This window comes from Orientia tsutsugamushi str. Boryong (assembly GCF_000063545.1).
GTDB lineage: Bacteria > Pseudomonadota > Alphaproteobacteria > Rickettsiales > Rickettsiaceae > Orientia > Orientia tsutsugamushi_C.
Map to the genome: position 1 here is coordinate 793,335 of NC_009488.1, position 25,772 is coordinate 819,106.

The window sequence follows — 25,772 nt, forward strand, 5'->3', positions numbered from 1 at the left end:
GAGTATAGCTACAAAATTGCTATATTTACGCGGCATAAAAACGTGGTTTTGGATAGCGAAAATCGCCTGAACCCCCTGCCATATCTGACATTTTTGGAGGTTAGAAATGGCGCAAGATTTGCGTAATTTTGCAAGCAATAATTGTAAAATTGCTAATAATAACAGTAGCAATAATGCAACTGTCTTTTATCGTTTTATTGGAAATTTTGTTCCAGCAGAATGGAAAGATCTGATTGGAGATAATGCTAAAGCTTTAAGCAAAACATCTAAACAGCTTTTATCATTGATAGTATATAGACTACATATCTATTACAACAAAGATATAGATGAATTACAGGAAAGTTATTACTTTTTTGAAAAGGAGTTAAACCTTCGTTACCGCAGAGTTAGGCAATGCTTAGTTGAATTAAGAAATGCAGGTTTTATTAAAGTTGAAAATAGAACAATAATTAAAGGCAATCTCAAGGTACGTAATATTCTTTGTGTAAAACTTCTAAAAAATTTTCAGCGTTTCACTGAAAAAGAAAAAAAAGAAGAAAAAGTTGTCCTTCTACAACAAAAAAATTTTCACATCAATTTGCAAGAATTTGCAGGTGAACCTGCAAAAAATTGCAGCTACATATATAGATATAATAAAATAATAATAGATCTAGATCTACTGAAGTTAAGTTAGTAGAGAATGATCAAAATAAAAATGAAGATCAGCAGCAAAATTTGAAGTTTAAATATACTGAATCTGATGATTTTATAGAAATTGAGTTAGTAGGAAATGAAAAAGAAGATCAACAGCAACAACAGAATTTGAATTTCTATGAGCTTAGTGATGTTAGTAATGACAAGCCATCAAACAATGATTATGAGCAAAACAGTAAGTTAGCAACTCCAGCTATTATCGATAATTCAGAGGTTGAAAAGAATGAATGCTGCCCCAAAAGAAAAAGACTAGCAGATTATTATCCACTAACACCAGAAGATGCAGTTATACTACAACGTATGTCTAGTAGAAGCTTCAACATATACTTCATAAATCAATTACTGTTGAAGTTATCAAATAAATATTCATTCCGTTATTTTGAAAATAAGATAGCAGTGCTAAACTATATGGCAAAAGCGTTAGCAAATGAATTGCTAACTACTGATCAGGCTAATAGTGGAAATTTTAGATTTAATGACGTAGGAAGATTTAAAGAACAGTATCTAGCAAACATTGAATCTGGTACAGATCGTAGTATGAAGGCTCAGTTGAAGCGTAAAATAGCTGGAGTTTTTGAAGCAGATACTGCTTATCAAGTTTTAACATCTTGTGATTTTGGAGCAGCAGTTAAAAACAAATATTACATCAAGTTGATTAAGAATATTTCACTGTCAGATCATATTAAATTCAAGATACTACAAGAGGTACGAGCTGTGCATGGCAACGATATTGAGCAGTTGCAAGTTATACCATTTGATGAATCAAAACAAGTTACCAATAGCACAACTGAGTATCAAAAAACAACAGTTTTACAGCAACAAATAAGCGATGAAGATTACCTTTCAGAACTTAGTAAAGAGCTAGGTTCTAACTCTATATTGTTCAAAGTACGAAAATACATACTTCAACATTACGAATATGAGCAAGTTATTGATAAACTATGGTTTAGTAAATTAGAAGTTGTAAATGAAGATAATGTTAATAAAAAGATATTCATTAAGGCTCTAACAAGCTTTGCAAATAGCTATATCAAATCAAATTATAAGCACATTCTAGAGCATGCTTTTGAAGCTCATGGGTTTTCGTTTGAATTAGTTGAGTTTGTAGATAGTAGGCTTAATGATTAATAGCAGTGAAATACAAAGTTCTACTCAGAATAAAATTATATGGTGCTTCATTTATTTTTTTGTTATATTGTAAGTTATATGATAATCCTTTAACAGATTGCGAAGGTTCAAAAAGGTGAAAATTCATGAATAATTATTTATCGTTCTATACTTTGCTGCTAAGTAAAGCTGTACTGAAGGTTATATTACAATAGTGATAGTATAATTTCAGGAGTAAAATGATGGCTGAATCTAAGGCTAAATATAGATATTCTTTACATCGCGCTATTAATGATACAATAAGTTAATATATTTAAATTTTAATTATAGTTAACCAGAATTTGATATCTAAACATAGCAAAACCTAGGAAGAATAAGTGTTATAGTTCTTTTAATACTTATGTATAGATTAAACATTTATCGTCGTAGATTCTTTGTTTAAAATACTTGCTACATGTTTCTACTAAGAAAGAATCTCTGCTAGATAGATAATAATAGTTTCACTTGGTTTTTTATGTACCTTTTTTGTAATGTTACACTATAGTTGCAATACTTTCTATTCATACAGTTTGTCATACTTTTTATCTCAAATTCTGGTTATTATAGCTAACTTGAATTTATTAAGTTAGCTGTTTGTTCACTTTTCCTATTGCTTTATCGTATTTTGCAATTTTCTTAATTGACTTTAATAATTTTTACAATTATACATTTAGTATAAAATTTTAAACAGAGATTAAGGATTATTAAATATATGATATCAGATGAAATACGAAGAGAGGCTTTTGGGTATGTGCAAGCAGGTAATAAGGCCGCTCTTCTAAAATTAACAGCATTGCATCCTAAATTAGTTTATACCAGATCTCAAGCAAACAATGATACACTACTCATAAGAGCGTTTAAGTATCTAAGAGAGGACATCATCGAAGCTCTATTGACTCTTGAAGCTGATATTAATGCTAAAGATAGGCATGGTATACCTGCCATAATGTGGATTTATGATACTGAACGTACTGATTTAACTACTGAAGAGTATGATAATACTGCATTACGTATATCAAAAAAATATCTTTCTCTTAATGAAGATGCTAAACTTTATTCAGATGAATACACTAATTTTCTGCTAAACTGCGCCAAAGATAAGTTTCCAGTACATTGTAATAATGAGGGATATGATCATACTACTATACTAACAAAAATTATACAGAGAAATTTAGTACAGTCTGCAGAATGGTTTATTAAAAGCTTTCAACTTAATCAAAATGAGATAGCAGAAAGCCTTATAGCAGGTACTATCAGAATGTCTAGCGGTAACTTAACTAGTACTGAAGTAAGAAAAGTAGAACTTTTTTTAGAAAAACATTTGAGTCTAATAGATGAAAACTCAAAGTGCGCTAATAATTTAGCAGAAATGCTCTTTCAAGAAAGATTCTATAAGGAATATGATAAATTTGATCATATTAATAGTGAATTAAAAATGTTGCAAAGTGGTCAATCTATTGGAGAGGCTGGATATATGATTTACCATGATATTCATGTATTGGTTGCCAAGATATTAATAAAATTTGGAATTGATTTACAAAAATATGAATCATATGTTGAAAGTTTGACATCTGTGCATGATAGTCTTATTACATTATCACGTAATAAAATCAAAACAGAAGATTATAAATCATACTTAAAAAACCTACCTAATAACGTTAAGGAGTTATTAAAGTCAGAGCTTCCTGATCATTATACAAAACCTTTTTCTAATTATCCTACAATAGATCTAGCAGATGTAGTTATTACTCGCAGAATATATCGCAAAATACAAGGTGCAGTCATATTGGAATCTACTAAGAAAAAAATATTACAGCTTACTAAAGTTAGCAGTATTCTTTCTGAGATAAAGCATAATAAAGATTACGAAGATTTTCATATTTCACATGAAGATTTACCTATTACAATAGATGTAGTATTAAATAGAATCGATTATCTAAGAAAAAAAGATAATGCTCAAGAATCTGATAAACAAGAAATTGAAGCTATATCAAACTTTATTAGCAATAAAATTATCTTATCTGTTGCAACTGATGAAGAAGCTATAGATGTATGCAATAACTTCATAGAATATTTTATGAATAAATGTAACAGCAAGACACGTTTTGAAGAGTTCTTGAATGAAAATATGCTAGAAGATAAAGCTAATAAGGCTCTTAAATCTATGCTATATCAAACAACAGAAGATAGTTTTAAAACAAATATTTCTAGCTTAGCAACTAAAATTATAGAACTAACAAATGGAATAGTACTTCCATTTGACATTGATTTTTTAAATTTAAATGATACTAATTCAAAAATAGTAGATATTGATTATGATAAACAAATCTTAATAAAAAATAACCTAAAAGTATTCAGTTTTCCGAATACATATCGCCTTCCTAATGTTGATAAATTAGAAGAATTATCATCAGAGTATAATAGTCCTGATATGTGTCAGTATTATAAAAATCATCTAGAAGCATTTAATCCAATATCAATGTTGTTAGAGATCGCTCATGATGAAGATAAATTATCTGAGCAAAAGCAAGCTTTTAGTAATGACTATGCAAATATAAAATCAAAAGCTGAAGAGCAGAGTTCAGATCCATTAAAATTAACGCAAGTAATGTCAAAATTAACACATATAACTCTAGTTATTGATGAGTCTCTTAATTTATGTATGAAATTAAGCAAATATTTAAATATTAGTCCACTTAAGCTATTACTTAAAGAGTATCAAGATAAGTATGCTTTATTATCTGAAGAGTATAACAATGTATTGATGGAGCATAATGATGAACAGGGCGTTATTGGTGATATAGAAATTGAATCGAGTAGTATAGATTTGTAAAAAAGCTTGCAAAATAACTTGGTTTAGTTTTATAAGAGGTATATTAAATTTATTAAATACAAAGGTTGATATAAGAAAGGTATTAAAATATAGGAAAGGTAAGGATGATAGGATTTTTTGCTTATGGATAGTGTTAAACATTATTTTTTCTTGATAATGCGCTTTCTATTAAGTATAAAATCTTTACTAAATGCATCATAACAGTTCTACTTGTTTCTTTTTATGAATCTAGTAGTTTTTAATACGCCTTCTTTATTCTTTTTTTTCTATTTTTTATATCGAGCTCTGGTTAATTATAGTTAGTAATGATTAGCTCATTAACGAGATTTCGCTGTTCATTGATTGAGTATGTAACTCCAATATGAGTGATGAATAACTCTTTGTATAAGTCTCTAATAAAGGCAGTATTATTATTTGAGATCATAATCTTAACACCTTTATTGTTTAGTTCATAAACAAAATCTCGTAGTCTGATTTGCTCTTTGTCATCAAATGGGACTCTAGTGTAGAACCGTTCTCCTGATTGGTGATAAGGTGGATCAAGATAAACGAAGTCACCTTTTTTAGGTTCTATAAACGAAAAATCCATAGCGCAAATTGATACACCAGCCAGAAGGTTACTACATTTATTTATTCTAGAGCAAATATGAAGCTTAAGATATCGCTTATCAGAAAATGTTTGAGCGGATGTGCCGTCTCTGTTTAGCCTATAAATTCCCCTAAAGGAATATTTATTAAGATATATAAATTTTGCCGTGATATCATTAGGATCATTACTATAATAATTGTCTCTTATTTTATAGTAGTAATTTTCAGAATGATTTTTGTGATATAGATTTAGTAATCTATTGACCTCATTTGGATTCTTTTTTACAGCGTGATAACTAGTAATTAAGTCGAGATTAATATCAGACAAAAAACATTGTTTAAACAGATGCCTAACTTGAAAAAATAAAGCCCCACATCCAAGGAATGGTTCATAGTAATTATAGTATGGCCCTGAAGGAAGATGCTCTATTAATTTATTAACAATTCTCCTTTTACCTCCAACCCAGTGAAGAAAAGGCTTTAGTTCATTAGAAATTGCTATTGACACAAGAATTTTTGATTAATTAAATCTCTACTATGAATTATAGCAGAAAATAAGCCTTAAAGCCAGTAATAATAACTGCTGCAGAGCTTTTTTTATAAATCTTTTTTGAATGATGTTTTTGAAGCTAGAGATACAATGTGATAATTTTGCATCTACTTTAAAAAAGATGAAAAAAAATTTCATAAATATGACAAAAAGTCATGTACTGATAAAAATTGAAATGATACTGTATACCTGATATTATCTGAGATTCAAGATTTAGATAATATTTAGCTAGAGGTTATTTCATTAAAACTTCAAAATCTGCTATTAAAGGTATAAATGAATCTCTAGCTACTCTTTAATCACTACTTCAAACAGCAAAAGTAATGCTATGGTTATTAATGGCCTAATTATTTTAGGCTATCTCAATTTATAACTCAAGATTAATAATAAATATATAATTGTTAAATATTATGCTGGTTTTAAAAGGTAAAGTATGCATATACAAGTCTTAAACAATGCGATAATTTCGCATCAATGTGTAATATTATGAAAAAAAATTTCATAAATATGACAAAAAGTCATGTACTGATAAAAATCGAAATGATACTGTATACCTGATATTATCTGAGATTTAAGATTTAGATAATATTCTGATAGAGATTAAAACTTAAACCGCAAAATTTTCTTTTTAATCTCTAGGAAGCAATTTAACAACTTAAATAGCAGGAGAATTCTATGCCTATTGAAGACGAAGGTCAAAATAAAATCAATAAATTAACCGAAAAATTATCTACAGAGGGAATTAATAGCACAACAATAAAACAGATAGATTCTGAAATGCAAAAACTATACTGCCAGCTAGAGGAATCTGAGGAAGTAAGCATAAATTGCATAGAGTGGATACAATATTTTAGGCTAATAGTAAATAACTACGACAGAAAAAAAGTAAATATAATAGCTTCTCTAAGTAGAGTGATTTTTTTTATTTAGACAATACATAGCATCAACAAATGTAAGGATTGAAACATTTAACATAGAATTGCTAATAAATAATACCGTTATCAGAATGAGGAAACATTTTGAAAATGAGAATATAAATCTAAATGTTCAAAATGATATAAAGACAGTTCTGATTGGAGATAGTTTTCGAATAAAAGCAGTAATAAGCCAGTTAATTGGTAGTGCTATTATAAATAGTAGTAAGCATAGCAAGATTACTATTAACATCAATCAGTATTCAGAAATATTACAATTTACAGTACAAAATATAGTACTAAGCCCTTCTAAAGAAAAATTAGAAAGAATAAATTCCGAACTAGAGAATTTGAATTTGGTAACATATCAAGAACTAGGAGAAGGATTAGCATTTATTAAACATCTTATACATCAGCTAAAAGGAAGGCTAAGAGCAAAAGAGGAAAATAATTACATAACTTTTGCATTTGAAGTTCCAATAACTAGTTTTAACTCTTCTTTTGGCGAATGTTATGAAAAAAAAATAAGTAACCAATGGATAGTACAAATCCCTTCAATGCTAATTACGTTGGTAAATGGAGAAAGGGAGAATATCGATGAATATATAGAGATAATAACAAAGTTAAGAAAAGCTAAGTATCAGGTCGAGGTAGCTGAATCATTGAAAGAATATTGTGTGAATCTGATACAGAATATCAAATATAGATTTAATATTGCAACTAGTGAAATTGTAAGGCTAGCAAGCGAGATCATGTTAAGTGATTCAAAAAATAAAGATAAGCTGAAAACAATATTAAATCGAGCAGTAAATCTCCAAGAGTACTGTAATGATGTAGTTTACACGCTTAGAAGCGAAATTGAGAATGAAAATTTATGTTTAAAAAAATTTAGCATACAAAAGTTAGTAAAGGATGCTGTCAGGAGACTAGAAGACATTGCAAAAGAGAAAGATATAAAAATCAATTACAATTTTCAGTACAAAATGAAGGATATTGTGATTGGAAATAGTGATCACTTACAAGCTATATTAAGTCAATTAATAGGAGGAGTCATTAGATTTAATCACAGCTACAAGGTTATAATTACAGTTCATTTGTTTACTGTAAAAAATTATATAAAAAGCGATAACATACTACAATTTAGAATACACGATAAAGGAAGCGGTATTTCAAAAGAAAAATTAGGGAATATAAAAGCTAAATTAGCTGATTTTGACTTGGTAAGAGACTGTCCGCTAATGCTTGAATCAGGATTATGGTTTGTAAATTACCTTATTAATCAACTTAATGGAGAAATGGAAATAGAGAGTGAAAAAGACAAGTTTACAACCATTACTTGCAATATTCCAGTACAACTTTTTTAATCAAAAATAACACATTTTAATGACTTAAAAATTCACAATTTATTTGCTTCTTTTGCAGTTTTTATCTGAGATTGGAGTATATAAAAAGTTTAAATTATGGTATAATTTATTAAAGATTATTTAGAGATGGGAAATGATAGACTTTTATAGCGAGAGCTTACTAAATAAGCTGTTTAGAATCAACGTAAGACTTAACGCTGAAATTGATCTTGATAAAGTTGAAAAAGCTATATTTTATACTAAAAAATATCATGACAAACAACTTCGAGATACAGGAGAGCCATATTATATGCATCAATTAGAAGTAGCTTATATGGTATCAGACTACAGCTTTGAAACTGATACAATTATTACAGCAATACTACATGATACACTCGAAGACACAACACTAACCAAAGAAATAATAAGTCAAGAATTTGGTAATAATATTGCAGAACAGGTTTTAGACCTCACCAGGATTAAGGATAATAAAAAAATCAGTTCTAGAGAAATGATTCAAACATTTTATAGGCAAAATAAAATAGAACTATTATTAATTAAGCTTTTCGATCGATTCCATAATATTCAAACCATACATATAAAACCTTATGAAAAAAGACAAAAAATACTCATTGAAACTCAGCAAGAATTTATACCTCTTGCTGAATACCTTAAATTACCAGAAATTGGAGAACTACTATGTGAATATTGCAAATTTAACTAGTTAAAACCTAGCCTTGCATTTATTCATGAAATAACGCATTTAGGAATATAAGTTTCTGAATTCATTCCAATATATAATTTCTCTTCTGAATCTATATCGTTTGATTCATTATATGAAAGTTTTATAAAATCATCAGCATTTAAAACCGATGTGTTATCACAAGTAATGCTTTTGTCATAGCTCACTTTCTCTAATTCTAAGTACGCATTTTTCTTTAAATTATTGAATACAATAGATATATCATTTTGATATCGGATAATTTTCATCCTATTGTTAAATTCAGTGTATGCATATAACATATTCCATATCTTTTTCTTGCAATCAAAATAATCAAATATCACATAATATATACCTTGAGGAGACTGGTACACAATATGTGTAACTTTAGAATAATTCTTACTCTGTTTATAAGCATTAAGATATTCATCTACACTCCAGCCAATTAAGAAAGTATCATTCATGTTTCTTCCAGCAGATAAACGATCTATAGCTACTTTTACTACTTCTAATGAATTGCTAAAATTAGCTTTATACATAACCACCCTTAAGAAAATTAGATTGTATACTGATCTATAAAATATATTAGCTATGTTATCAAGTACTAATGATCTATTCTAGCTAAAGAATTAAAAATTGAACCTACCAATAATAACTTTTCTAAATCATTCTTGATATCTAGTTTTTAATATTATATGAAGAAATTAAGTCTCCAACTATGATGTTCTATATCTGAGTAAAACTCTATACCTCTACTGTAAGCAAACTCTCTTGCTAATTCTGGCGCAAATATATATATGCCTACTTTATACTTAACTCTTTCTTCCATTCTTTGGCCTGGCCTTCCTTGGTATAAGCCATATTCCCCTGTTCTAAAAGAATGATCATAAAGATCAAGAGAGTTTGCGATTCTGATTAAAGGCTTAGTTTCATAAAACTTATTTGGTAATTTTTTAGTTTTTCTCATTATTGTATATACTTATTGATAACTTCTTATCATTAAATATTTTTAAAATCTAAGACACAAGCTCAAGTTTATACTAAACATTGAGAAGGGTATTCTTTAAGGTCTCAATATCTTTAACATGGCCGCACCATTATTCTTGACGAAAACTGTTCCATTTTAAGCCATGAAGGCGAATGTGGTGCTTAGTGTTTTCGTCTGGTTCAGAGGAAAATTTTAAAATCACAGCAGCTTTATTTTGCTGTTCTTTATCAAAAATATCTTTACCGATTGTAGTCCAATGATTCTGAACATTTGGATGTTGTGTTAAAGTTTCTTTTAGTGAAACCAATCGCACCAAATAAAGTGTTTGCTGATAAGTGATCAAGCTTAGCCTTAGCGACTAGTCCACCCATTTCGATAAGACGTCGAGTACGCATTTTACGTTCTTTGATTTTGAGGTTAACCTCATCCATGATTAGCTTAGCTTTTTTTGTTGGAGAGTAATTTTTTGCTGCATAAGATTTGCCATGTTAGTAATTCAGAAAGATAAAAAAATCAGGCAAGAATATATCAAAATAAAATTCCAGTAAAGAAAAAAACCGCACCTGCCAAACCAACATCAAATAATTATAGTCAAAAAAACGTGAATTCAGGTTAGAAGCTTCATTAAAGAATAAGCTTATACGCAATATGTAAACTTGAAAGTTTACTGCTAAAAAATGAGCACTCATTAGCCGATTGAGTGTTAAAAAAAAGAAGTTTGTGCTAGCAAAATCAAAAAAACCATGCTAACTTAAAACTCAGGTGAGAATTGGTGTTGAGATGGCTATACAGTTTGCAATGATTGAATTTTTAAGTAGAAGTAAAGGAGGAGATAGTTGTTGTAAGGCAGCGTATAATGCAAGAACTATTGTTAAAAATGAGCAGACAAATATAAGGTATAACTTCTCTTATAAGAAAGATAACGTATATCATACAGTACTGATACCAGATTATGTAAATCAAAAATTCAAGAATGTCCAAAGATTAATGAATGAGGTGGAACAAACAGAAAAACGAAGAAACAGTAAGTTGTTGAAGGATATCGTAATAGCACTGCCAGACGATAAGGAATTGAATTTAGAAGATAGAATAAAGATTACACATGAAATAGTTGATGCAATGGAATGGGTGCAAAATGGTCTTGGAGTACAGATAGACATTCATAAGCTTCATAGAGGAGATAAAAACTGGCATGCGCATATATTGGTTACTACAAGAAGATTAAAGAGAATGGCGAAGAATTAGGTGGTAAAGCTGTTGACTTGGAGCCTAAATTCAGAACATCAAAAGGTAAGGCATTTATTATTCTAGAAGCTGAGATGATTCATGAAAAAGTGAAGGAAATAATTAATGCATATTTTGCTAAATTAGGCTTAACAAATAGAGTTGATAAGATAAGTGCAGTACCGCAAGAGCATATTGGCCCTACTAGAATTAGGGGTTTAATTAATGAAGTTGCAAATGAAAATGAGTTACGTAAAGAGGCTAATTTAAAAATTATTAAGGATGTTGATGTAATAACGGATGCTATAACACATTACAAATCTATTTTTACTAAGCAGGATATTGAAAAAGCAGTAAAAGATATACCAGACCTAACAGAAAGGGGAATGTTAGTTCAGCAAGTGTTCAGTTCAAATAGAATACTAGAGTTATATCATGATGATGGTGAAAGTAGCAAATATTTTACTACAACTGATGTTAGAGACGAGGAAGTAAGAATAATAAGAATAGCTAATAAAATCAATAATCAAGTTTATTACAACGATATTTACAATCTTAAAAGTGATATAGAAGGTCTAGCAAATGTTAGTGAAGAACAGAAACAAGCTCTAAGGCATATTTTGCTTAGCACTAGTGGAGTTAGAGTACTAAGAGGAAGAGCTGGAACAGGTAAATCCACTGTTTTAGCAAAAGCATATAAAATTGCAACAAATCGTGGACAAAATGTTATTGGACTTGCTCCTACTCATAAAGCGGTATCAGAGCTGAGGAGCAAAGGTTATAAGGAAGTCTATACAGTAAAAGGATTTTTGTATAATCGAAAAAAAAAATTTTTATGCAAAATAGGTTAATAGTAGTAGATGAAGCTGGAATGGTTGCTACTAGAGAATATGCAGAGCTGTTTAGAGTAGTTAGAAACAATAATTGTCAACTGATACTTGCTGGAGATGAAAAGCAGTTAGCTTCAATAGAAAGAGGCGGAATGTTTGAGATGCTGAGTAATATTTTCAGTTCACATGTTTTAGTGAATATTCGAAGACAAAGTGAAAACTGGAGTAGAGAAGCAGCAACAAAGTTTGCTGAGAGTAATATTTTAAGCGGTATAACATTACTGAGACAAAATAAATGTATTAAGTTTGATAATACGTTGCAGGACTCAATGAGTAAGTTAAGATACAACTGGAGTCTAAGCAAGTTTAAGCTACATGAAAAATTGGTAATTACAGTACGTAATAAAGAGGTAGACATTCTTAATTCAAGTATTAGATCTTTGTTAAAAGCTAATGGCACGCTACAAGGCACAGAATATAGGCGTTCAATAGCTGGAAGGAAAGAGTCCTACATGGCTGGAGATCGAATTGTATTTCAAAAAAGCGATAAGGATTTACAAATACAAAATAGTGAATTTGCAACTTTAACTTCGGTTAATAAAAATGAATTTGTAGCTAAGACAGATGCAGGACAAGATGTGAGTTTTGACCCAAGCAAAATACAATTTAAACATGGTTATGCAAGTACTGTTTATAAGGCCCAGGGAGCTTCTATAAAAGATGTATACGTTTTACATAATGGAGTAAGTAATATAAGCAGCTCATACGTAGCTATGACAAGGCATATAGAGAAATTACAGCTATATTGCAATAAGGAAGCAACTAGAAGCATTAACAGCTTAATAAATCAGCTTAGCAGACCAAATGATAAATCAGCTAGCATAAACTTAAAAACTAATGAAGATTTAAATAAAGAAAATCCAACTATTTTAAGTAAAATTTGTGGTTGGTTTAAGTCTATAGTAACTGATGTAGGAGACAGATTTCATAAAAACGCTAAATATTATCAGTACGATAAAAAACCAGAGCAATTAGCTGACATTAAGATCGAACAACCTAATATAGTTAATGATATAAGAAAATCAGAAATAAGTCCAAATAATGAATTAAAGGCTACAAAGACCGCAAACGATATTTCAACTACAGAAAAAATCAACACAAAGCCTGAACAACAAAATCCAAGAATTAGTATTCGAAGGTAAAATGAGCTGCATAGAGCAGCTCAAGGGTAATAAAAATACGACTTTGCTAAGCAGAATGCGAAAGTCCTGAAACTTAGAGAGATTCGTTAACAGAAATACTATCTCAACAATCACTCAGCAAAAATATTATACCATTTAAACGGTAAAAATACAAATAAATTTAGCGAAGGTGAGGTTCTGTATGACTGATAAAATCAATAATTCAAACAATCATAATTTAATGGAAGAATTGAGAAATAAAATAGCTTCTCATGCAGAAACCATAGCCTGTGATTTGCTTGGAGAGCCTAATAAACATTTCTCTAGACGTGGAGAAATACGTTGGGGAGATACAGGGAAAATTGTCGTCAATACTAGTGGCAAGCATGCTGGAAAATGGTATGACTTTAGTTCTGGCGAAGGTGGAGATTTATTTGACTTAGCCAGAAAAGAACGTGGCGGTGATTTTGTTAAAGCCAAGGAATATCTAACAAGCATGGTAGGAATAACAAGTTATAAGCAGAATTACCAACGTAAAGAAACCACTCAAAACGCTGCTCAAAATGAGCTAGCTAAAATTCGAAAAGTTCAATACTTTTATAATCAGTCTTCTCCATTATATTTTACTAATAATACTGAAGTTCAAATCGTAAAAAGATATCTTGAACAACATAGAAGAATTGATTGTTTTACAATGAATTCTGACTTGAGAGCAAGCGTAATTCTTGATAGAGAAACGAATGAAAATTATCCAGCATTTTCAGCATTTGCTAGAAATGCGAAAGGTGAAATTACTGGTGTACAAGTTGTATATTTGAATTCGCAAACGTGCGATAAGGCAGATATTTCAGTCCCTAGGCGAGCTTTTGGCAAAATTTAGCGAATCGTTTGTTAGAATTAGTACATTGGCACCACATGATTCGCCTATAACAATCATAACAGAAGGCGTTGAAACAGCTTTAAGTCTAAAACAAGCAGGAATTAATGGAAAAATTATCGCTGCTGTTGGTATACATAATTTCAAGAACTATCAACCATTTGAAGGAGAAAAAATAATCATAGCGGCAGATAATGATGGACAAAATTCTATAACAATGAATACTGTTGATAAAGCGAAAAAAACACTCGAAAATAGTGGAGCAAAGGTGTTAAAAGTGATGCCAACACAAGAAGGTGATTTCACGACCTATTACAAATTCATGGGGCTGAAGCTATTAGACAGATCATAATACCTGAAATTGCTAAACTTACTAAATTTAATGAAATACAAAGTGAATTAATAACGAATCAAAGTGAGGTTAAAGAATTATATGCAAAATCTTTACCCCTATACGACTATAACAAAAAGGAAAAAGCTAATGCGGAAGTAACAACAGTCAACAAATTTTTAGAAAATCATACAGAAATTTATAGTTCAAAAATCTTTGACAATCCTAATTTAAGAGCAAATATGGTTTTTGATGAAAAGACTCAAAAATCCTGGCCTGCACTCACTATTTTTGTTAAAAATGACAAAGATGAAATTACTGGAGCTAAGATATTAGCCTTGAATTCAAAAACATGTAATAAAGCGGATGCAGCTGAAAATTCTGTTGGTACAATTAGTGGATCATTTGTTGAAATTGCTCAACAAAATTCAGACTACTCTTCTATAACAATTCTTACAGAGAATATTGAAACTGCTCTAAGCATTAAACATGCTGGAGTCGAAGGAAAAATCTTATGTGCCATTGAAGCCCAAAATTTGCAAAACTATAATCCTGCCTCAAAAGAAAAGATCATTCTAGCAGTTAAAAATGACGTAAATACTGAAAAAGCAGAAAAAGTTTTAGATGATAAGGGAGCAACAGTCTGCACAGTCAAAAATGACTTCAATAATCTATTAAAAACTCAAGGGTTATATGCTGTTAGAAATATTATCAGCCCTGAAATAAGAAAACTTACTGAAAAGAATGAATCCATACAAACTAATATACAACCAAGATTATGTCTGAAAATTTAAAACACGATGGGCTATTTAAAGATTTAATGAATGAACCAAAAGCAGCTCTGGATTTTATAAATGACTTTTTACCAAATGAAGTTAAAAACGTACTAGATTTAAATACTATAAAAGTTGAGCAAGAATCGTTTGTTGAAGCCAATCTACGCCGTAGTATGTGTGACGTACTATTTTCAGTTAAAACAAAAAATAATAATAATGCATTTATATATGTACTTATTGAGGCAGAATTAAGATCTGATTATTGGATTGCGTTCAAATTATGGCAATACACATTATCAATATTAAAAAGGCATAAAAAAGGACTTAAAAAGCGTAAAAAAGAACGTGGAAAATTACCAATTGTTGTACCAATTGTAGTATATCATGGAGCTGACCGATTTAATGCTACGAGAAGCTTATGGGAACTGTTTGATGATCCTAAATTAGCTAAAGGAGTTGATGAGCTCTGAATACTTATTAATCGATTGGCAAGCAATGCCAGATAGTGAAATAAAAAGAAAAGCAACTGCTGCACTAGTTCATTTTATGAAGTATATTCATAATCAACAGGATATAATAGAGCTATGGGCAAAATTTTTTAATACACTACACGAAATAGCACAAAAAGATAAAGAAAATGGCTTTCTTTACATAAAAGCGTTATTGCATTATACTATAAGTAAGGTTAGTAAAAATGAGCAACCTAGGTTAAAACAATTACTGGACGAAAATTTATCAATTGAGGATAGAAAAAGGATTATGGAAACAATTGCTGCAAAATATATTGATGAAGGCATAGCTAAAGGCAGAGCTGAAGCTGCACAAGGGCTTGCAAGGAACTTATTAAAAGCTGGCTTTTCAGTTGAATTTATTGCTGAAAATACTGGGTTATCAAACGAAGAAGTGGTTAATTTAAAAGTTAGCATGGATAATTCTTGAATTAATAATTCACTAACTTAAGTTTTTTGAGCAATGTATATCCCCAAACATATGCTATATTTAAGTTTTGTAGCTTCATAGTTAGTTTTGTGATGGGAAAGTTACCAACAAGCTTTACATAACATGTAAGGTCTGGTAGATTCATAATTTCAGATGGCATAACTAAAAGCTTTTTACGCTCAACATTATTCATATTTACTCCATCTCGCATAGTATTTGATCCATATGACAAGTTTTCTTGAGTTTCAATTATCTCTTGCTCACCTAGTGTTAATGCTGATTTATAAGCTGTAACCTGATCGCTAACTCGAAAAATAAATTTACTATTAAACAAATCAAGCATAGAAGCACATTCAGCAGAACCATATATTGCTTCTAATTGATGAATGTTCTGCAACCCAGCAACAAAGCAGCCTCCATACTTTCTACTTTCAGCTAAAGCAACTGGTAAAGATGAAACTTTTTGTAGAGCTGGCAGTTCATCAAGTATAAACCATATGTTTTTGTTATCATGATTAGGATTTCTACACATCAAAGCTTTGATAGCTATACTTATCCATGCTGAAATAAGTGGCTGTAAAGTAGCTCTTTGACTTGGAGTAGCTGTGATAAATAGCCATCCAGTTTCAGCAGAATTACTAAACCATTCCTTGATGCTAAAATTACCTCCAGGCTTTAAATATTGTAGCGAAGTAATATTCTTTCCAAGAGTAGATTGAATTCCCGCAGAAGTTTCAGGCGCGCTTTCGCTTATAATGCCTGATACAGCGGTGTTTCTAAAAGCTTTTACAAATTGTCTATTATCAGAGTAAATGATTGTATGAATTAGTTTTATGATATCTTTGTCATCCTGATATAGCTTCAACGCTTCAGACAAGACTAATTCAGCATTTTTAGCAAAAAAGTCATCAATTTTAGATACAAAGTAACTCGTTTGCGATGAAAGAGAAGCAAACATTGCAATACTTATGGGAATATTATCAACCTTTACTGGCGCACTCATTGATACTTCATCCTTCAGCCAAACAGTAGATTTGGGGGCAAATAACAGCGTAAAAATAAATATCGATGGAAAAAACCATTCCCATAGCAAAGATGCCGATATTTCCTCTAAAAATAGCCCTAGTAGCAGCCCATATGCCACCAATAGTCAAGGCTAAGTGACCCACTGGAGTGAAGTATTCGCTATTTGAAGCAAAGACCTCTGCCTATGCCATTAAACACATGCCATAACAGATCTCCACCACCAAATGTGTATATTACGTAATCCATTAACTTTTCTCCTTCGCTATTAAATGCTGCTCTATTAATCTAGCCCTTTTATCTATTCGACTTGCATCGGTTTGTAGGCTAGTCCATTTTTCATTTGCAAAAAGTTGTACTCGATTCAATTCCTTCAAATATCTTTCTAAATGTTCATTCGAAACTTGCTTAGCACCTAGTGAAGTAACGGCTCTACGTATTTCGGTGATTACTTCCTTCAAATGCTGAACTAATGTATAGCTAGCTATTAATTCTGATGAGATCTCTAAAATTGTGACTCCAGAAATAGCTTCTAATGTGATATAATCATAAATTGGAAATATATCTCCAATCGAAGATAAAAAGGCTATTTCAGAGTTGCTATATTCAGAATTCTTATCAAACTTATTTTTTAGATCAGTCAATTTTTGCTTAGCTTTACCTGCATAAGACTGCTCTGGTGATATTGTGATATTTCGTTGTAGGCTTGGATGCAGGCAACTAACACTATCACAGCTGTAAATTGAAGCTGATTCTCCACCTTTTAAATGACTAATCCAACTTTTTTCATCCTGAGCTAAGGAGTCAAAAAAGTACACATTATTGTTTGTAACCACGATAGTGCCAGTCATAGACATGATTGAATCACGCATATTTGATGGTATTCCAACCTTTGCTGCTGCTTTAGTGAAGATGTTATAATCATCCAGCATAACTCTGAATCCTTATTTTGTGCTTGTCGCAGAGCTTGTTTTTGGGCTAAATCATTACGACATTTTTTACCAGCAGCAAAATAATCAAACCCGCTTTGTGACTGTATATCACGGCAAACAGCTTCTCTCATAGCCCAGTTCTTTGGTAAAGCTGTAGCAAATAATGCTTTTGTTAATTCACAATCTCCTTTGGCAAATTGATTCATCTCCATTGCTAGATTACGTAAGTCCTTGAGAGCGTTCTCAATCTGTGGAGCAAATGTTTTTAATCCTAATGAAAAAGCATAGACTTTAGCTTGAGAACCAATGTTTTTCATCAATTGAACTAATTCTTCTCCAGAAATAACAGAGAAGCTACCAAGATAGGCATCAATACTGCTACAGCTCATGTTTAAAGATGGTGGAGTTATAGCAAATGGCTGAAATGATGTTTGGCTTGTTCTGGCAGATAATCCGCCAGCCGCATAATATCCAGCCGCTTGATCCTGATATGATCCAGCTCTAGTAACATTAACACTCATTCCTTGAAATACGTTTTCGATATTCCAAGCTAGTGATACTGGAGCTTGTAGCAATAATAGCATTGTAATGGCATAAACTCTGATTTTGGTGCTCATGTAGTCTCCAACTTATGATAATATCTATCGATTGCTAGAATATTGTCGATAATTTTATCTTCAGAGATTATGCCTCTAGCTACTGCATATATTTTTTTACCATCGCTAGCTACTGAATATAATACAGGTACAATATGCTTAGGATTTAGTTTATTAAGCAACTCATTATTCTTACTGACAGCTAGCAACTGAAATGCATATTTATTAGCAAAGCACTGAACAATAGGCATAAAGGCCTTACAGAGCAAGCAATCTTGTTTAACTTGCAAAATCAATCCCCAGTTTTTAGCAATGTTTTTGAGTTTGAAATCATTTTTTTGCTCTGATTTTTCTTGATATAGCTTTCTATGTAAGCTATTAGCAGGCTCATTAGCATTAATCAGTTGGTAATCAAGTAGAGTAGCTAGTTGCCACATAGTAGCAAACTTATGAGCCTTCTCCATGATTTGCTTCTGCAATCTTTGAGCTGTAATCACATTTTCGAGCGTTGGATTATCAAGCGCTATACGCGCTGAGCTCGATTAAATTGCTCCTTTAATTCCTCGATTCTCTGGTCATGAGCCACACTCATCAACTTAGAATTAGCAGCAGAGTCATCAAGCTCATGACCATGTTTATCATTGTACCATAAAAATCTTGTTGGTGAAGCATCAACAGTGGATAAATGACTAATTAATATCATAAACATTAATAATCTGCTCATTTAGACTAACTTTGTTGCATACGATGAACTTTATCTTTGATTCCTGCAATAATGTCTTTGTTCATGCTGTTTTGAGCCTTAGTGAGTATATCTCCAAATAGTTCATCCATATTGATTTTAGTGAAATCAACTTTTTGTAACTCTTCAACAGTAAGGCCTCTACACTTTGGACATTCAGGTGTACCGAAGTCTATTTTTAGCTGCTTTCTTGCTTCTTCCTGAAAAATTCTTGCAAGTTTTGACTGAAAGCAGCAATAAGTAGACTTTCTAGCTAGGCAAATACCCAATATCGGAATTCTTGAAGAACAATAGGTTCCAATGTAATAGCAGTAACCTTTTTTTCTATATAGAGCTAATTCTTGTTCCTTAGATTTGCATTGCGATAAGCCTATATCACGCCCCCAGCCAGTCATTGAAGAGCAGCAATTCAAAAAACTAAATACATCTTTTTTGCATTTTCGATGTTTACCTGAAAATACAGAAACGGGATTTGTTTTAATGTCCTTGCTCATCTGATTTAGCATCGCTAGATGAGCTACCTTAGCTATATCTCTGTTTGGTATAATAGTCGGAGTGTTGCAATTACCTCCTAAACAAAAAATTGAGTTATTACGCAATGATGAGTGTAGCATTGTTTGCTCATCAGTTGAACAGCTATAGTCATGCTGCCATAGTAAACAAATATTTGCTACTGATTTTTGGCAAGTGCTGTTTTTAATTCACAATTTTGAATTTTAAGGTGTTTGCAACCATCTTTTGGATCGCTAGTACAAGAAAAAACAATCTTTTGTTTCCAATATGAACGATTGACTCTAAACTTGTCAAAAAATACTCTATCACCACTCTCATAGTTGAGTCTATTCACCTCATAGCATTCATTACTTTCTATTAATTGTTCAAGTTCAGGCTTTACAACTTGCCAATATTCTGCTACTTCCCTTAGTTCTTGAGTCTTATCTCTGTAGTCATAGCGAAGTATACATATTTTACCTCTTTTTGATATAATATAAACTTTGTTCCAATATGCTCTATAGATACGCCAAGCCTATCAGCAACAGCACTCCTCATTCGTCTTGCAGCCATTTGGCTATCACCTGCTAACTTGTATATTTTTTCATTATTTTTATCTACGTCATGGAAATCTGCACGACCATTAAGCCAATTACTATGATTCTCTACTATTTCTTCTGTTGCAAATTCCATTTGCCGGTTTTGCCAAGAAAGCCATACATTCTCTAATCTGCACTCAACATTTAATTCTCGAATAAGTTCAATGTTAAAATTACTACCTTCATTACAACTTTGAATAATTTCAGTATTAGTTTTACTTGTCTGAGTTACGAAGTTACTGCTATCAAGGGCACTTAAAGGATCAGATTCAATTCTCATTGAATTAGCTATCATATAATTTTGATCGTTGATATTATGTTGAGTTAAGGCATTGTTTTTACTGTTTTCAGCTTGAAATAACATTGCCCCACTTTCTGTACCAAGCTGATTACGGCCATGGTAGGTTAAATCCTCATCATTGTTAGGATAATTGACATTACTACCTTGATGAAATAATTCTTGTGTATTTGAAGAATTTCCAAGATTTACATTATAGTTGCTAGCTTCATTATAACTGCTTTGCATTGAAGCTAAACAACAGCTAATATTGAGCACTATCAAAAAGTTAATATAGATAATAATCTCATTGAGTATTCTCATTCATAATTTCTAATGCTATTGCTAAAGGAATATGGCCAGTTAATTTCTTGGTTAATCCTCTTTTTTCATCATCTATTACTATCACAGGAACAACATCAATTTTATATTGTTCAAACAAGCTAGGATCTATATCGAAGCTAATACCAAGCTCCATAGTTTTATTCTTTGTTTGTGTAAATGAGTTATTAATTAACCCACGCATAATCAATTGAGCTCCAGCCTTTTGAGATTCAGCAAAATAGCTTTTTAAAGCCTCATCACTCATTGAAAATGAGACAAAAATAAAAGTTTTTTGCTGGCCCAAAAAAAAGCATTAGCATTATTAACAAATAATAAAACCATCAACATCATTACTCGTATAACCATATTCCTCTCTAACCCTTATCAAAGCAAACAGTAATCTCTTTTTCGCCAAATCAAGTAACCAAAATCTTCACCATTAACTGGAAATTCTCTTCCAGCCTGCCATGTAGCTTCTGTTTGGCCTATGCTCTTGCAGGATCTGGTTTCTGGAATCGGATAAGTCATTTGTAGTCGATACTGACTTTTCTTCATAATAGGCATGGGATACTTGCCACATAAGCCTTTATAACCATAATATCCCCATAACATCAGTTGCCTATGCATTCTAGCCATAAACTTACTTACCATTAATACAGATGTTCCAACTCCACCATTATGCGCCGCAGCTGTTCCAGTAAAAGGGTAAAGCATTCCTTGACATTCAGCACACCAAAAAGCATAATCACTTGCTAATAAACCAGCGCTGCAACTCATGCAATCAGCTATACATGCTTGATAAGCAGCTACATTTTGAAACAACAGCGTTTCTGGATTTAAAATCGCAGATTTAGCGTCATCACTCCATAATGGATCAAACTCTGTTAAATATGCTATATCGACTGCAGCCATTTCCAGACAAATAAAATCAAGCAAAATTTCCAGCCAATAAATCACAGGATAGACATACCAATGAATGTGATAAAAAGCACTTCCTTCAGCCTCATCTTTCATGCCTTTTTGAGTAGCACTTCCAAATGACAAACCTCCAAGACTTACCATACACATTGGCGACTTTGTAACATCTACAAGGCGTACTGGCTCCCAAAATCCTACCGGAATATACCAGGTACAGGTATTGGAATCCCTGGCTTAGGACAAAGACATATAAGTCTACCAGAAGCATTAGTATCAGGCATTGAAGTGTTTGTAAAGTACAGAGATATAGTAATTTAACCTATATTATCACATAAATCATTTTTAAGTTGCAATATCACTCATTTTTGGTTTTTTAGGTGAAGTGTTAACAACAGCTACACCTTGAACTGCTTTAGATCGCTTACAGTATAGAACACAACGCCTTTTTGATTTAATTTTTGATGTTTCAACTTTCTCAACATTATCAGGGTCAAAAACTCCTTGAGCAGCCATTTTCTTTATTTCATATAAAGACTTACATTTTTGCCCTTTAGGAATTTTACAATCAAAATTACTTTCGAAAAAGAAGCTTGTTAGGCTCATACAGCCCAATAGCAATAATAAAAACTTCATTATAAATGCTCCTCTAACTTTTGTGATTGGTCGAATTTATTATGCAAATTAACTTTTTCATTGTTAGTTGATTGTGAATAAGTTAAATTATGTGGCTTCTTCTTGTGCTCACGTAAGTCAAAACCTTTTTTAAATACAACATCGATGACTCTACCTGACGCAATAAGAACGACTGGGCTCATAGAATCAGCTTGTTTTATAGCAAAATCAGCTAGCTTATCAAAAGCATTACTAGCTCCAGAGTAAGCTCCAGACTGAAGCGCATCTCCAATCTGAAACTCTTGTTGTTGATGACCTCCAGCTACTAGGTTTAAAGTTGGTAGCATATCAGGTTTAATAGCCTTAGCTTGTAGAAACTTAGCAATATTGCTAAATACTCCATTTAATGCAGCCATGCTTGCTATGTTAGACGATTTATCTACCACGATTCCTTTAATTCCAGAACGTCCATCTTCACCTATCAACCAGCCTTCCGCCTTGTTTTCAATAATATCTCCATAATGAAATTTTACTTTGAAGCAGTTTTAATATGCTTGATGCTGAGCTTAACAAGCTTTAAAGTAAAAACTAGCATTTTAAGCTAATTTTATTTTTCCTTTTGAATTATCCTTTTCAGCTTCTTCTGTAGCAGCATTAATAAGCGTTACATGGCTTGGAGTTTTTGGAGTAAAAGTTAACATTAAATCTTGAATTGTTTTGTGTTCTCCTATTACTGTTAAATAAAGCTTCTTTTCTTCTTCTCGTGGAGCAATAAACAAACATCCAGACTCATGAACTACAACTTCGGCTGCATTTTGAGGATACATAAAAATATCATTGATTTTTTCATCTTTAAGATTAATTCTTGTTGGCCCACTATCAGAAATCTCAAGCTTCAGCAAATTATCAACTTCTAACTCATATTCTACCGCATATACATCACTAAACTTGACTAAAGCAATAAACCCTATCATAAACCTCAAAATTCTAATACTCATTTTTTTATTCCATTCTCTTTAACGCCAGTTAACAACAAAAGGTAATTAGGACTTCGCTTGTAAGTCAAAAGGTAAGTCTTATCGACAGCTATATGTTTACTATCGCTAAACCAATAACGAAGCGTTCCACTAATTAATACTCCATCCTTTATCACTTCAACCTTCTTCGGAAAAAAGACTGAAGACACATTTGAGCCTTTAACAAATTGCAAGTGATCATGAAAAAATTTATTTAAAGATTCAGTATTACTAGATGCAACTTTCATGTCTGCTATTTGTCTTTCTACCTCATTTGGAGAAGTAGTAAATAAGAGTTTCGTTACATAAATTGCCCATTCCTTTAAATAGGTTTCATGGTAATTTTTTGATGAAACCATCATTTTACGATCAGGCTCCATTGCTGGAATTAATAACCACTTTTCTTCTTTGGTAATTGCAGCCATTATCGCAATTATATTAGCTGCAGCTAGCAATATAGTTACTGAAAGTAAGCATTTATTATATTTAACCAGCTCTTGTATAGCATTTTACTTAAAGAGATGATTCATTACTTGCCAACTTTTTTGCCCAAAAGCCTTGGATATCCTAATGGAGCTGGCAATAAACCTTTAGCTACTAAAAAACTTTTTAGCAAAAAATTCTCAGATACCTTCTTAATTTTCTTAAAGCAATAACATAGAGCAATTCCTCCAACCATAAAGGCTAGGCCTAATTTAGCATGCCTGCTGTTTAGTAGTACAATTCCTGGAGCTACTCCAGCTAGCACTACTCCCCATTCGTCAATGCTCAAACCCATATACTTCAACGGCCTCGATAATGCCCAACATAATTTTTGATTTTGTATAATCACCTTCAGCCTCAATTGTAGCATGAGATTTCTCATTCTGCTACTATAATGTTTAAATTAGCTAAATATCTTCAAACACAGATTTTACCTGCAATAATTAGTGTTCATATATGCATGTGCGACATGAAATCGCACTATTCTTACCACAACGTTTATATCAGTCAGATAGTATTATAAATATTATAACTTCTAGCACATTCACTAATTATTTGTATAGCCTTAGACATATACTCTCGTACTAACTCCATACAAGCTATAGTATAAGGTATTGTTGAGTTTGGATTAATATGATTCAATGCTATACTAATTGTCCTCTGACTTTCGCCTGCATCCCCCATACAACTTGCAAACGTCCTTCTTAGATCGTGTATTCTGAAATTTTTTATGCTTGCCTTTTCACAAATTATCTTCCATGCGGTATTTGGATGCGATAAGTGTCCGCTTTCGCTAGTAGAACTTGGTAGTACCCATTTACTTGTAGATATTAATTTCCTTGCTTGCAATATTTCCATTGCCTCATCTGTTAATGGTATATTTTGCGCCTTTCCGTTCTTAGTTTTTGGTATATGCCATATTTTTCTTTCAAAATCTATATTGTCCCATTCCATCTCTAACACATTACTTTTTCTAGCTCCAGTATATAACGCTAGTAATGCAAAATCTCTTATCAATGGACTTGCTTCTCCGCATAATACTTGTAAAAATCTACCCATTTCATCGTAACTTAGACGTCTCTCTCTTGCTTGCAGTTTATGCTGCTCTATCCCTAGAGTAGGATTGTTTTCTATTAATCCCCATTTTATTGCCTTATTAAATATAGTGCGTAAGGTTGCTAGCAATGCATTTGCTGTGGCATATTTTCCCTCTTTGCTGATATCATTGAATATTGGTTCAATATCACTCATTCGAATCTTGCTTATCTTTTTTTCATATAATGCTTGTGCATAAGTATGTACTCTGTCAGCATTCTCTTTCCAGTTTATAGTATATATTTTGGCATACTCTTCAATATACTTATAACACAGCTCTTTGAATGTAATATCGTTAGCTTTTCTTTCTCTTTCTTTTATACGATTCTCATTTTCTTCTATCTGTTGTTGATGTTTTACTGCTCTTGGATCTATTCCGTTCGCCATTAATGTCTTTAATTCTCTTGCTATTTTTCTAGCTTCTTTAATAGATAAATATGGAAATTCCACTATCCTTATTTTTAAACTCTGGTTTTTATATTTTTGTTCTAAAATCCATGTTTTTCTTACTATTCCTCCACAGACTGTACATGAGATTTTCAGTTTAAGTCCTATTATATCTGGATCGTGGATAATTAATAATTTTTCTCCCTTAGGAATTTTAATTTTACGTAGTGCTCGATTTATAAACTTTGATGATATTGAAGTCATAATCACCCCACATAATATTAATATTTATTATTAAAGTATTACGTTTAATTAAACAGATGATCTATATTATACTTTTTA

General features: G+C 31.6%; 18 protein-coding genes and 8 pseudogenes. 10 read left to right on the top strand and 16 right to left on the bottom strand.

Translation table 11 applies throughout. From position 1 onward, the window contains the following. The first annotated feature begins 106 nt into the window (after positions 1-106). From OTBS_RS15070 to OTBS_RS03870, 3 genes are all read left to right on the top strand, one after another. On the top strand, positions 107-673 hold the full coding sequence (locus tag OTBS_RS15070) for a hypothetical protein (protein WP_173361677.1): 567 nt from the start codon (positions 107-109) through the stop codon (positions 671-673). A gap of 41 nt (positions 674-714) precedes the next feature. Then, the gene (locus OTBS_RS15075; protein WP_232488906.1) at positions 715-1,821 is read left to right on the top strand and encodes a hypothetical protein; all 1,107 of its coding nucleotides are present in this window, start codon (positions 715-717) and stop codon (positions 1,819-1,821) included. 730 nt (positions 1,822-2,551) lie between these two features. Further along, complete coding sequence (locus tag OTBS_RS03870) at positions 2,552-4,672, top strand: hypothetical protein (protein WP_011944664.1); 2,121 nt, start codon at positions 2,552-2,554, stop codon at positions 4,670-4,672. Positions 4,673-4,961: 289 nt separating this feature from the next. On the opposite strand, the gene OTBS_RS03875 is transcribed toward OTBS_RS03870, so the two are convergent. Next, complete coding sequence (locus OTBS_RS03875; protein ID WP_011944665.1) at positions 4,962-5,768, bottom strand: DNA adenine methylase; 807 nt, start codon at positions 5,766-5,768, stop codon at positions 4,962-4,964. Positions 5,769-6,485: 717 nt separating this feature from the next. Here OTBS_RS03875 and OTBS_RS16215 point away from each other — a divergent pair. The 3 genes from OTBS_RS16215 (at position 6,486) to OTBS_RS03890 (ending at position 8,791) form a co-directional block, all read left to right on the top strand. Next, complete coding sequence (locus OTBS_RS16215) at positions 6,486-6,740, top strand: hypothetical protein (RefSeq protein ID WP_011944666.1); 255 nt, start codon at positions 6,486-6,488, stop codon at positions 6,738-6,740. Positions 6,741-6,816: 76 nt separating this feature from the next. Continuing rightward, the gene (locus tag OTBS_RS16220) at positions 6,817-8,088 is read left to right on the top strand and encodes an ATP-binding protein (RefSeq protein WP_011944667.1); all 1,272 of its coding nucleotides are present in this window, start codon (positions 6,817-6,819) and stop codon (positions 8,086-8,088) included. A gap of 133 nt (positions 8,089-8,221) precedes the next feature. Continuing rightward, entirely contained in the window at positions 8,222-8,791 is a 570-nt protein-coding gene (locus OTBS_RS03890) for an HD domain-containing protein (protein ID WP_011944668.1), read from the top strand. Between the two features lie 23 nt (positions 8,792-8,814). On the opposite strand, the gene OTBS_RS03895 is transcribed toward OTBS_RS03890, so the two are convergent. The 3 genes and pseudogenes from OTBS_RS03895 to OTBS_RS03905 all read right to left on the bottom strand — a co-directional run bounded on the left by OTBS_RS03895 (position 8,815) and on the right by OTBS_RS03905 (position 10,263). Next, the gene (locus tag OTBS_RS03895; protein ID WP_041621203.1) at positions 8,815-9,327 is read right to left on the bottom strand and encodes a hypothetical protein; all 513 of its coding nucleotides are present in this window, start codon (positions 9,325-9,327) and stop codon (positions 8,815-8,817) included. 152 nt (positions 9,328-9,479) lie between these two features. Continuing rightward, entirely contained in the window at positions 9,480-9,755 is a 276-nt protein-coding gene (locus OTBS_RS03900) for a hypothetical protein (RefSeq protein WP_011944670.1), read from the bottom strand. 73 nt (positions 9,756-9,828) lie between these two features. Beyond that, positions 9,829-10,263: pseudogene (locus OTBS_RS03905) on the bottom strand (conjugal transfer protein TraD). Between the two features lie 293 nt (positions 10,264-10,556). Between OTBS_RS03905 and OTBS_RS18300 the strand changes: the two are divergent. From OTBS_RS18300 to OTBS_RS03935, 4 genes and pseudogenes are all read left to right on the top strand, one after another. Then, positions 10,557-13,032, top strand: a pseudogene (locus OTBS_RS18300) (AAA family ATPase). Positions 13,033-13,213: 181 nt separating this feature from the next. Further along, on the top strand, positions 13,214-13,891 hold the full coding sequence (locus OTBS_RS03920) for a hypothetical protein (protein ID WP_041621197.1): 678 nt from the start codon (positions 13,214-13,216) through the stop codon (positions 13,889-13,891). Positions 13,892-13,916: 25 nt separating this feature from the next. Further along, positions 13,917-15,013, top strand: a pseudogene (locus OTBS_RS18305) (toprim domain-containing protein). Then, a pseudogene (locus OTBS_RS03935) lies at positions 14,998-15,934 on the top strand (Rpn family recombination-promoting nuclease/putative transposase). Before OTBS_RS18305 ends, OTBS_RS03935 begins: the two co-directional pseudogenes overlap by 16 nt. A gap of 1 nt (position 15,935) precedes the next feature. Here the strand turns inward: OTBS_RS03935 and OTBS_RS03940 are convergent. From OTBS_RS03940 to OTBS_RS04000, 12 genes and pseudogenes are all read right to left on the bottom strand, one after another. After that, complete coding sequence (locus OTBS_RS03940) at positions 15,936-16,892, bottom strand: type IV secretion system DNA-binding domain-containing protein (RefSeq protein ID WP_011944671.1); 957 nt, start codon at positions 16,890-16,892, stop codon at positions 15,936-15,938. 313 nt (positions 16,893-17,205) lie between these two features. After that, a pseudogene (locus tag OTBS_RS03945) lies at positions 17,206-18,506 on the bottom strand (conjugal transfer protein TraH). Continuing rightward, positions 18,503-19,209 (bottom strand): annotated as a pseudogene (locus OTBS_RS03950) (conjugal transfer protein TraF). Before OTBS_RS03950 ends, OTBS_RS03945 begins: the two co-directional pseudogenes overlap by 4 nt. Positions 19,210-19,214: 5 nt before the next feature. Continuing rightward, positions 19,215-20,906, bottom strand: a pseudogene (gene traN, locus OTBS_RS18310) (conjugal transfer protein TraN). After that, positions 20,903-21,223 carry a type-F conjugative transfer system pilin assembly protein TrbC gene (gene trbC / locus OTBS_RS03965; RefSeq protein ID WP_011944350.1) on the bottom strand — a complete coding sequence of 107 codons (321 nt, stop codon included), beginning with the start codon at positions 21,221-21,223 and terminating at the stop codon, positions 20,903-20,905. The pseudogene traN and the gene trbC overlap by 4 nt, the downstream one beginning before the upstream one ends. 80 nt (positions 21,224-21,303) lie before the next feature. Further along, positions 21,304-22,127, bottom strand: a pseudogene (locus OTBS_RS03970) (TraU family protein); the annotation flags it as partial. Positions 22,128-22,179: 52 nt separating this feature from the next. After that, positions 22,180-22,470 carry a hypothetical protein gene (locus tag OTBS_RS03975; RefSeq protein ID WP_011944249.1) on the bottom strand — a complete coding sequence of 97 codons (291 nt, stop codon included), beginning with the start codon at positions 22,468-22,470 and terminating at the stop codon, positions 22,180-22,182. After that, positions 22,470-22,934: a TrbI/VirB10 family protein gene (locus OTBS_RS03980; protein WP_011944248.1), complete on the bottom strand. Its 465-nt coding sequence runs from the start codon at positions 22,932-22,934 to the stop codon at positions 22,470-22,472. Before OTBS_RS03980 ends, OTBS_RS03975 begins: the two co-directional genes overlap by 1 nt. A gap of 111 nt (positions 22,935-23,045) precedes the next feature. Further along, a complete protein-coding gene (locus OTBS_RS03985) occupies positions 23,046-23,447 on the bottom strand; it encodes a hypothetical protein (RefSeq protein ID WP_011944247.1) in 402 nt (133 codons plus the stop codon). Further along, positions 23,444-23,968, bottom strand: coding sequence for a type IV conjugative transfer system protein TraE (locus tag OTBS_RS03990; RefSeq protein WP_232489023.1), 525 nt, complete (start codon positions 23,966-23,968; stop codon positions 23,444-23,446). The genes OTBS_RS03985 and OTBS_RS03990 overlap by 4 nt, the downstream gene beginning before the upstream one ends. A gap of 26 nt (positions 23,969-23,994) precedes the next feature. Beyond that, a complete protein-coding gene (locus OTBS_RS03995; RefSeq protein WP_011944246.1) occupies positions 23,995-24,330 on the bottom strand; it encodes a hypothetical protein in 336 nt (111 codons plus the stop codon). A gap of 125 nt (positions 24,331-24,455) precedes the next feature. Then, positions 24,456-25,694, bottom strand: coding sequence for a tyrosine-type recombinase/integrase (locus OTBS_RS04000; RefSeq protein WP_080571797.1), 1,239 nt, complete (start codon positions 25,692-25,694; stop codon positions 24,456-24,458). Positions 25,695-25,772: the final 78 nt, after the last annotated feature.

Bases quoted from the DNA above. Each gene is read 5' to 3' on its own strand.
- OTBS_RS03975 (WP_011944249.1), bottom strand. From the start codon at position 22,470: ATGAAGTTTTTATTATTGCTATTGGGCTGTATGAGCCTAACAAGCTTC.
- OTBS_RS16220 (WP_011944667.1), top strand. From the start codon at position 6,817: ATGAGGAAACATTTTGAAAATGAGAATATAAATCTAAATGTTCAAAAT.
- OTBS_RS03900 (WP_011944670.1), bottom strand. From the start codon at position 9,755: ATGAGAAAAACTAAAAAATTACCAAATAAGTTTTATGAAACTAAGCCT.
- OTBS_RS03940 (WP_011944671.1), bottom strand. From the start codon at position 16,892: ATGTTTGCTTCTCTTTCATCGCAAACGAGTTACTTTGTATCTAAAATT.
- OTBS_RS04000 (WP_080571797.1), bottom strand. From the start codon at position 25,694: ATGACTTCAATATCATCAAAGTTTATAAATCGAGCACTACGTAAAATT.
- OTBS_RS03920 (WP_041621197.1), top strand. From the start codon at position 13,214: ATGACTGATAAAATCAATAATTCAAACAATCATAATTTAATGGAAGAA.
- OTBS_RS03995 (WP_011944246.1), bottom strand. From the start codon at position 24,330: ATGAGAAATCTCATGCTACAATTGAGGCTGAAGGTGATTATACAAAAT.
- OTBS_RS15070 (WP_173361677.1), top strand. From the start codon at position 107: ATGGCGCAAGATTTGCGTAATTTTGCAAGCAATAATTGTAAAATTGCT.
- OTBS_RS16215 (WP_011944666.1), top strand. From the start codon at position 6,486: ATGCCTATTGAAGACGAAGGTCAAAATAAAATCAATAAATTAACCGAA.
- OTBS_RS03895 (WP_041621203.1), bottom strand. From the start codon at position 9,327: ATGTATAAAGCTAATTTTAGCAATTCATTAGAAGTAGTAAAAGTAGCT.
- OTBS_RS03870 (WP_011944664.1), top strand. From the start codon at position 2,552: ATGATATCAGATGAAATACGAAGAGAGGCTTTTGGGTATGTGCAAGCA.
- OTBS_RS03890 (WP_011944668.1), top strand. From the start codon at position 8,222: ATGATAGACTTTTATAGCGAGAGCTTACTAAATAAGCTGTTTAGAATC.
- OTBS_RS03985 (WP_011944247.1), bottom strand. From the start codon at position 23,447: ATGAGTATTAGAATTTTGAGGTTTATGATAGGGTTTATTGCTTTAGTC.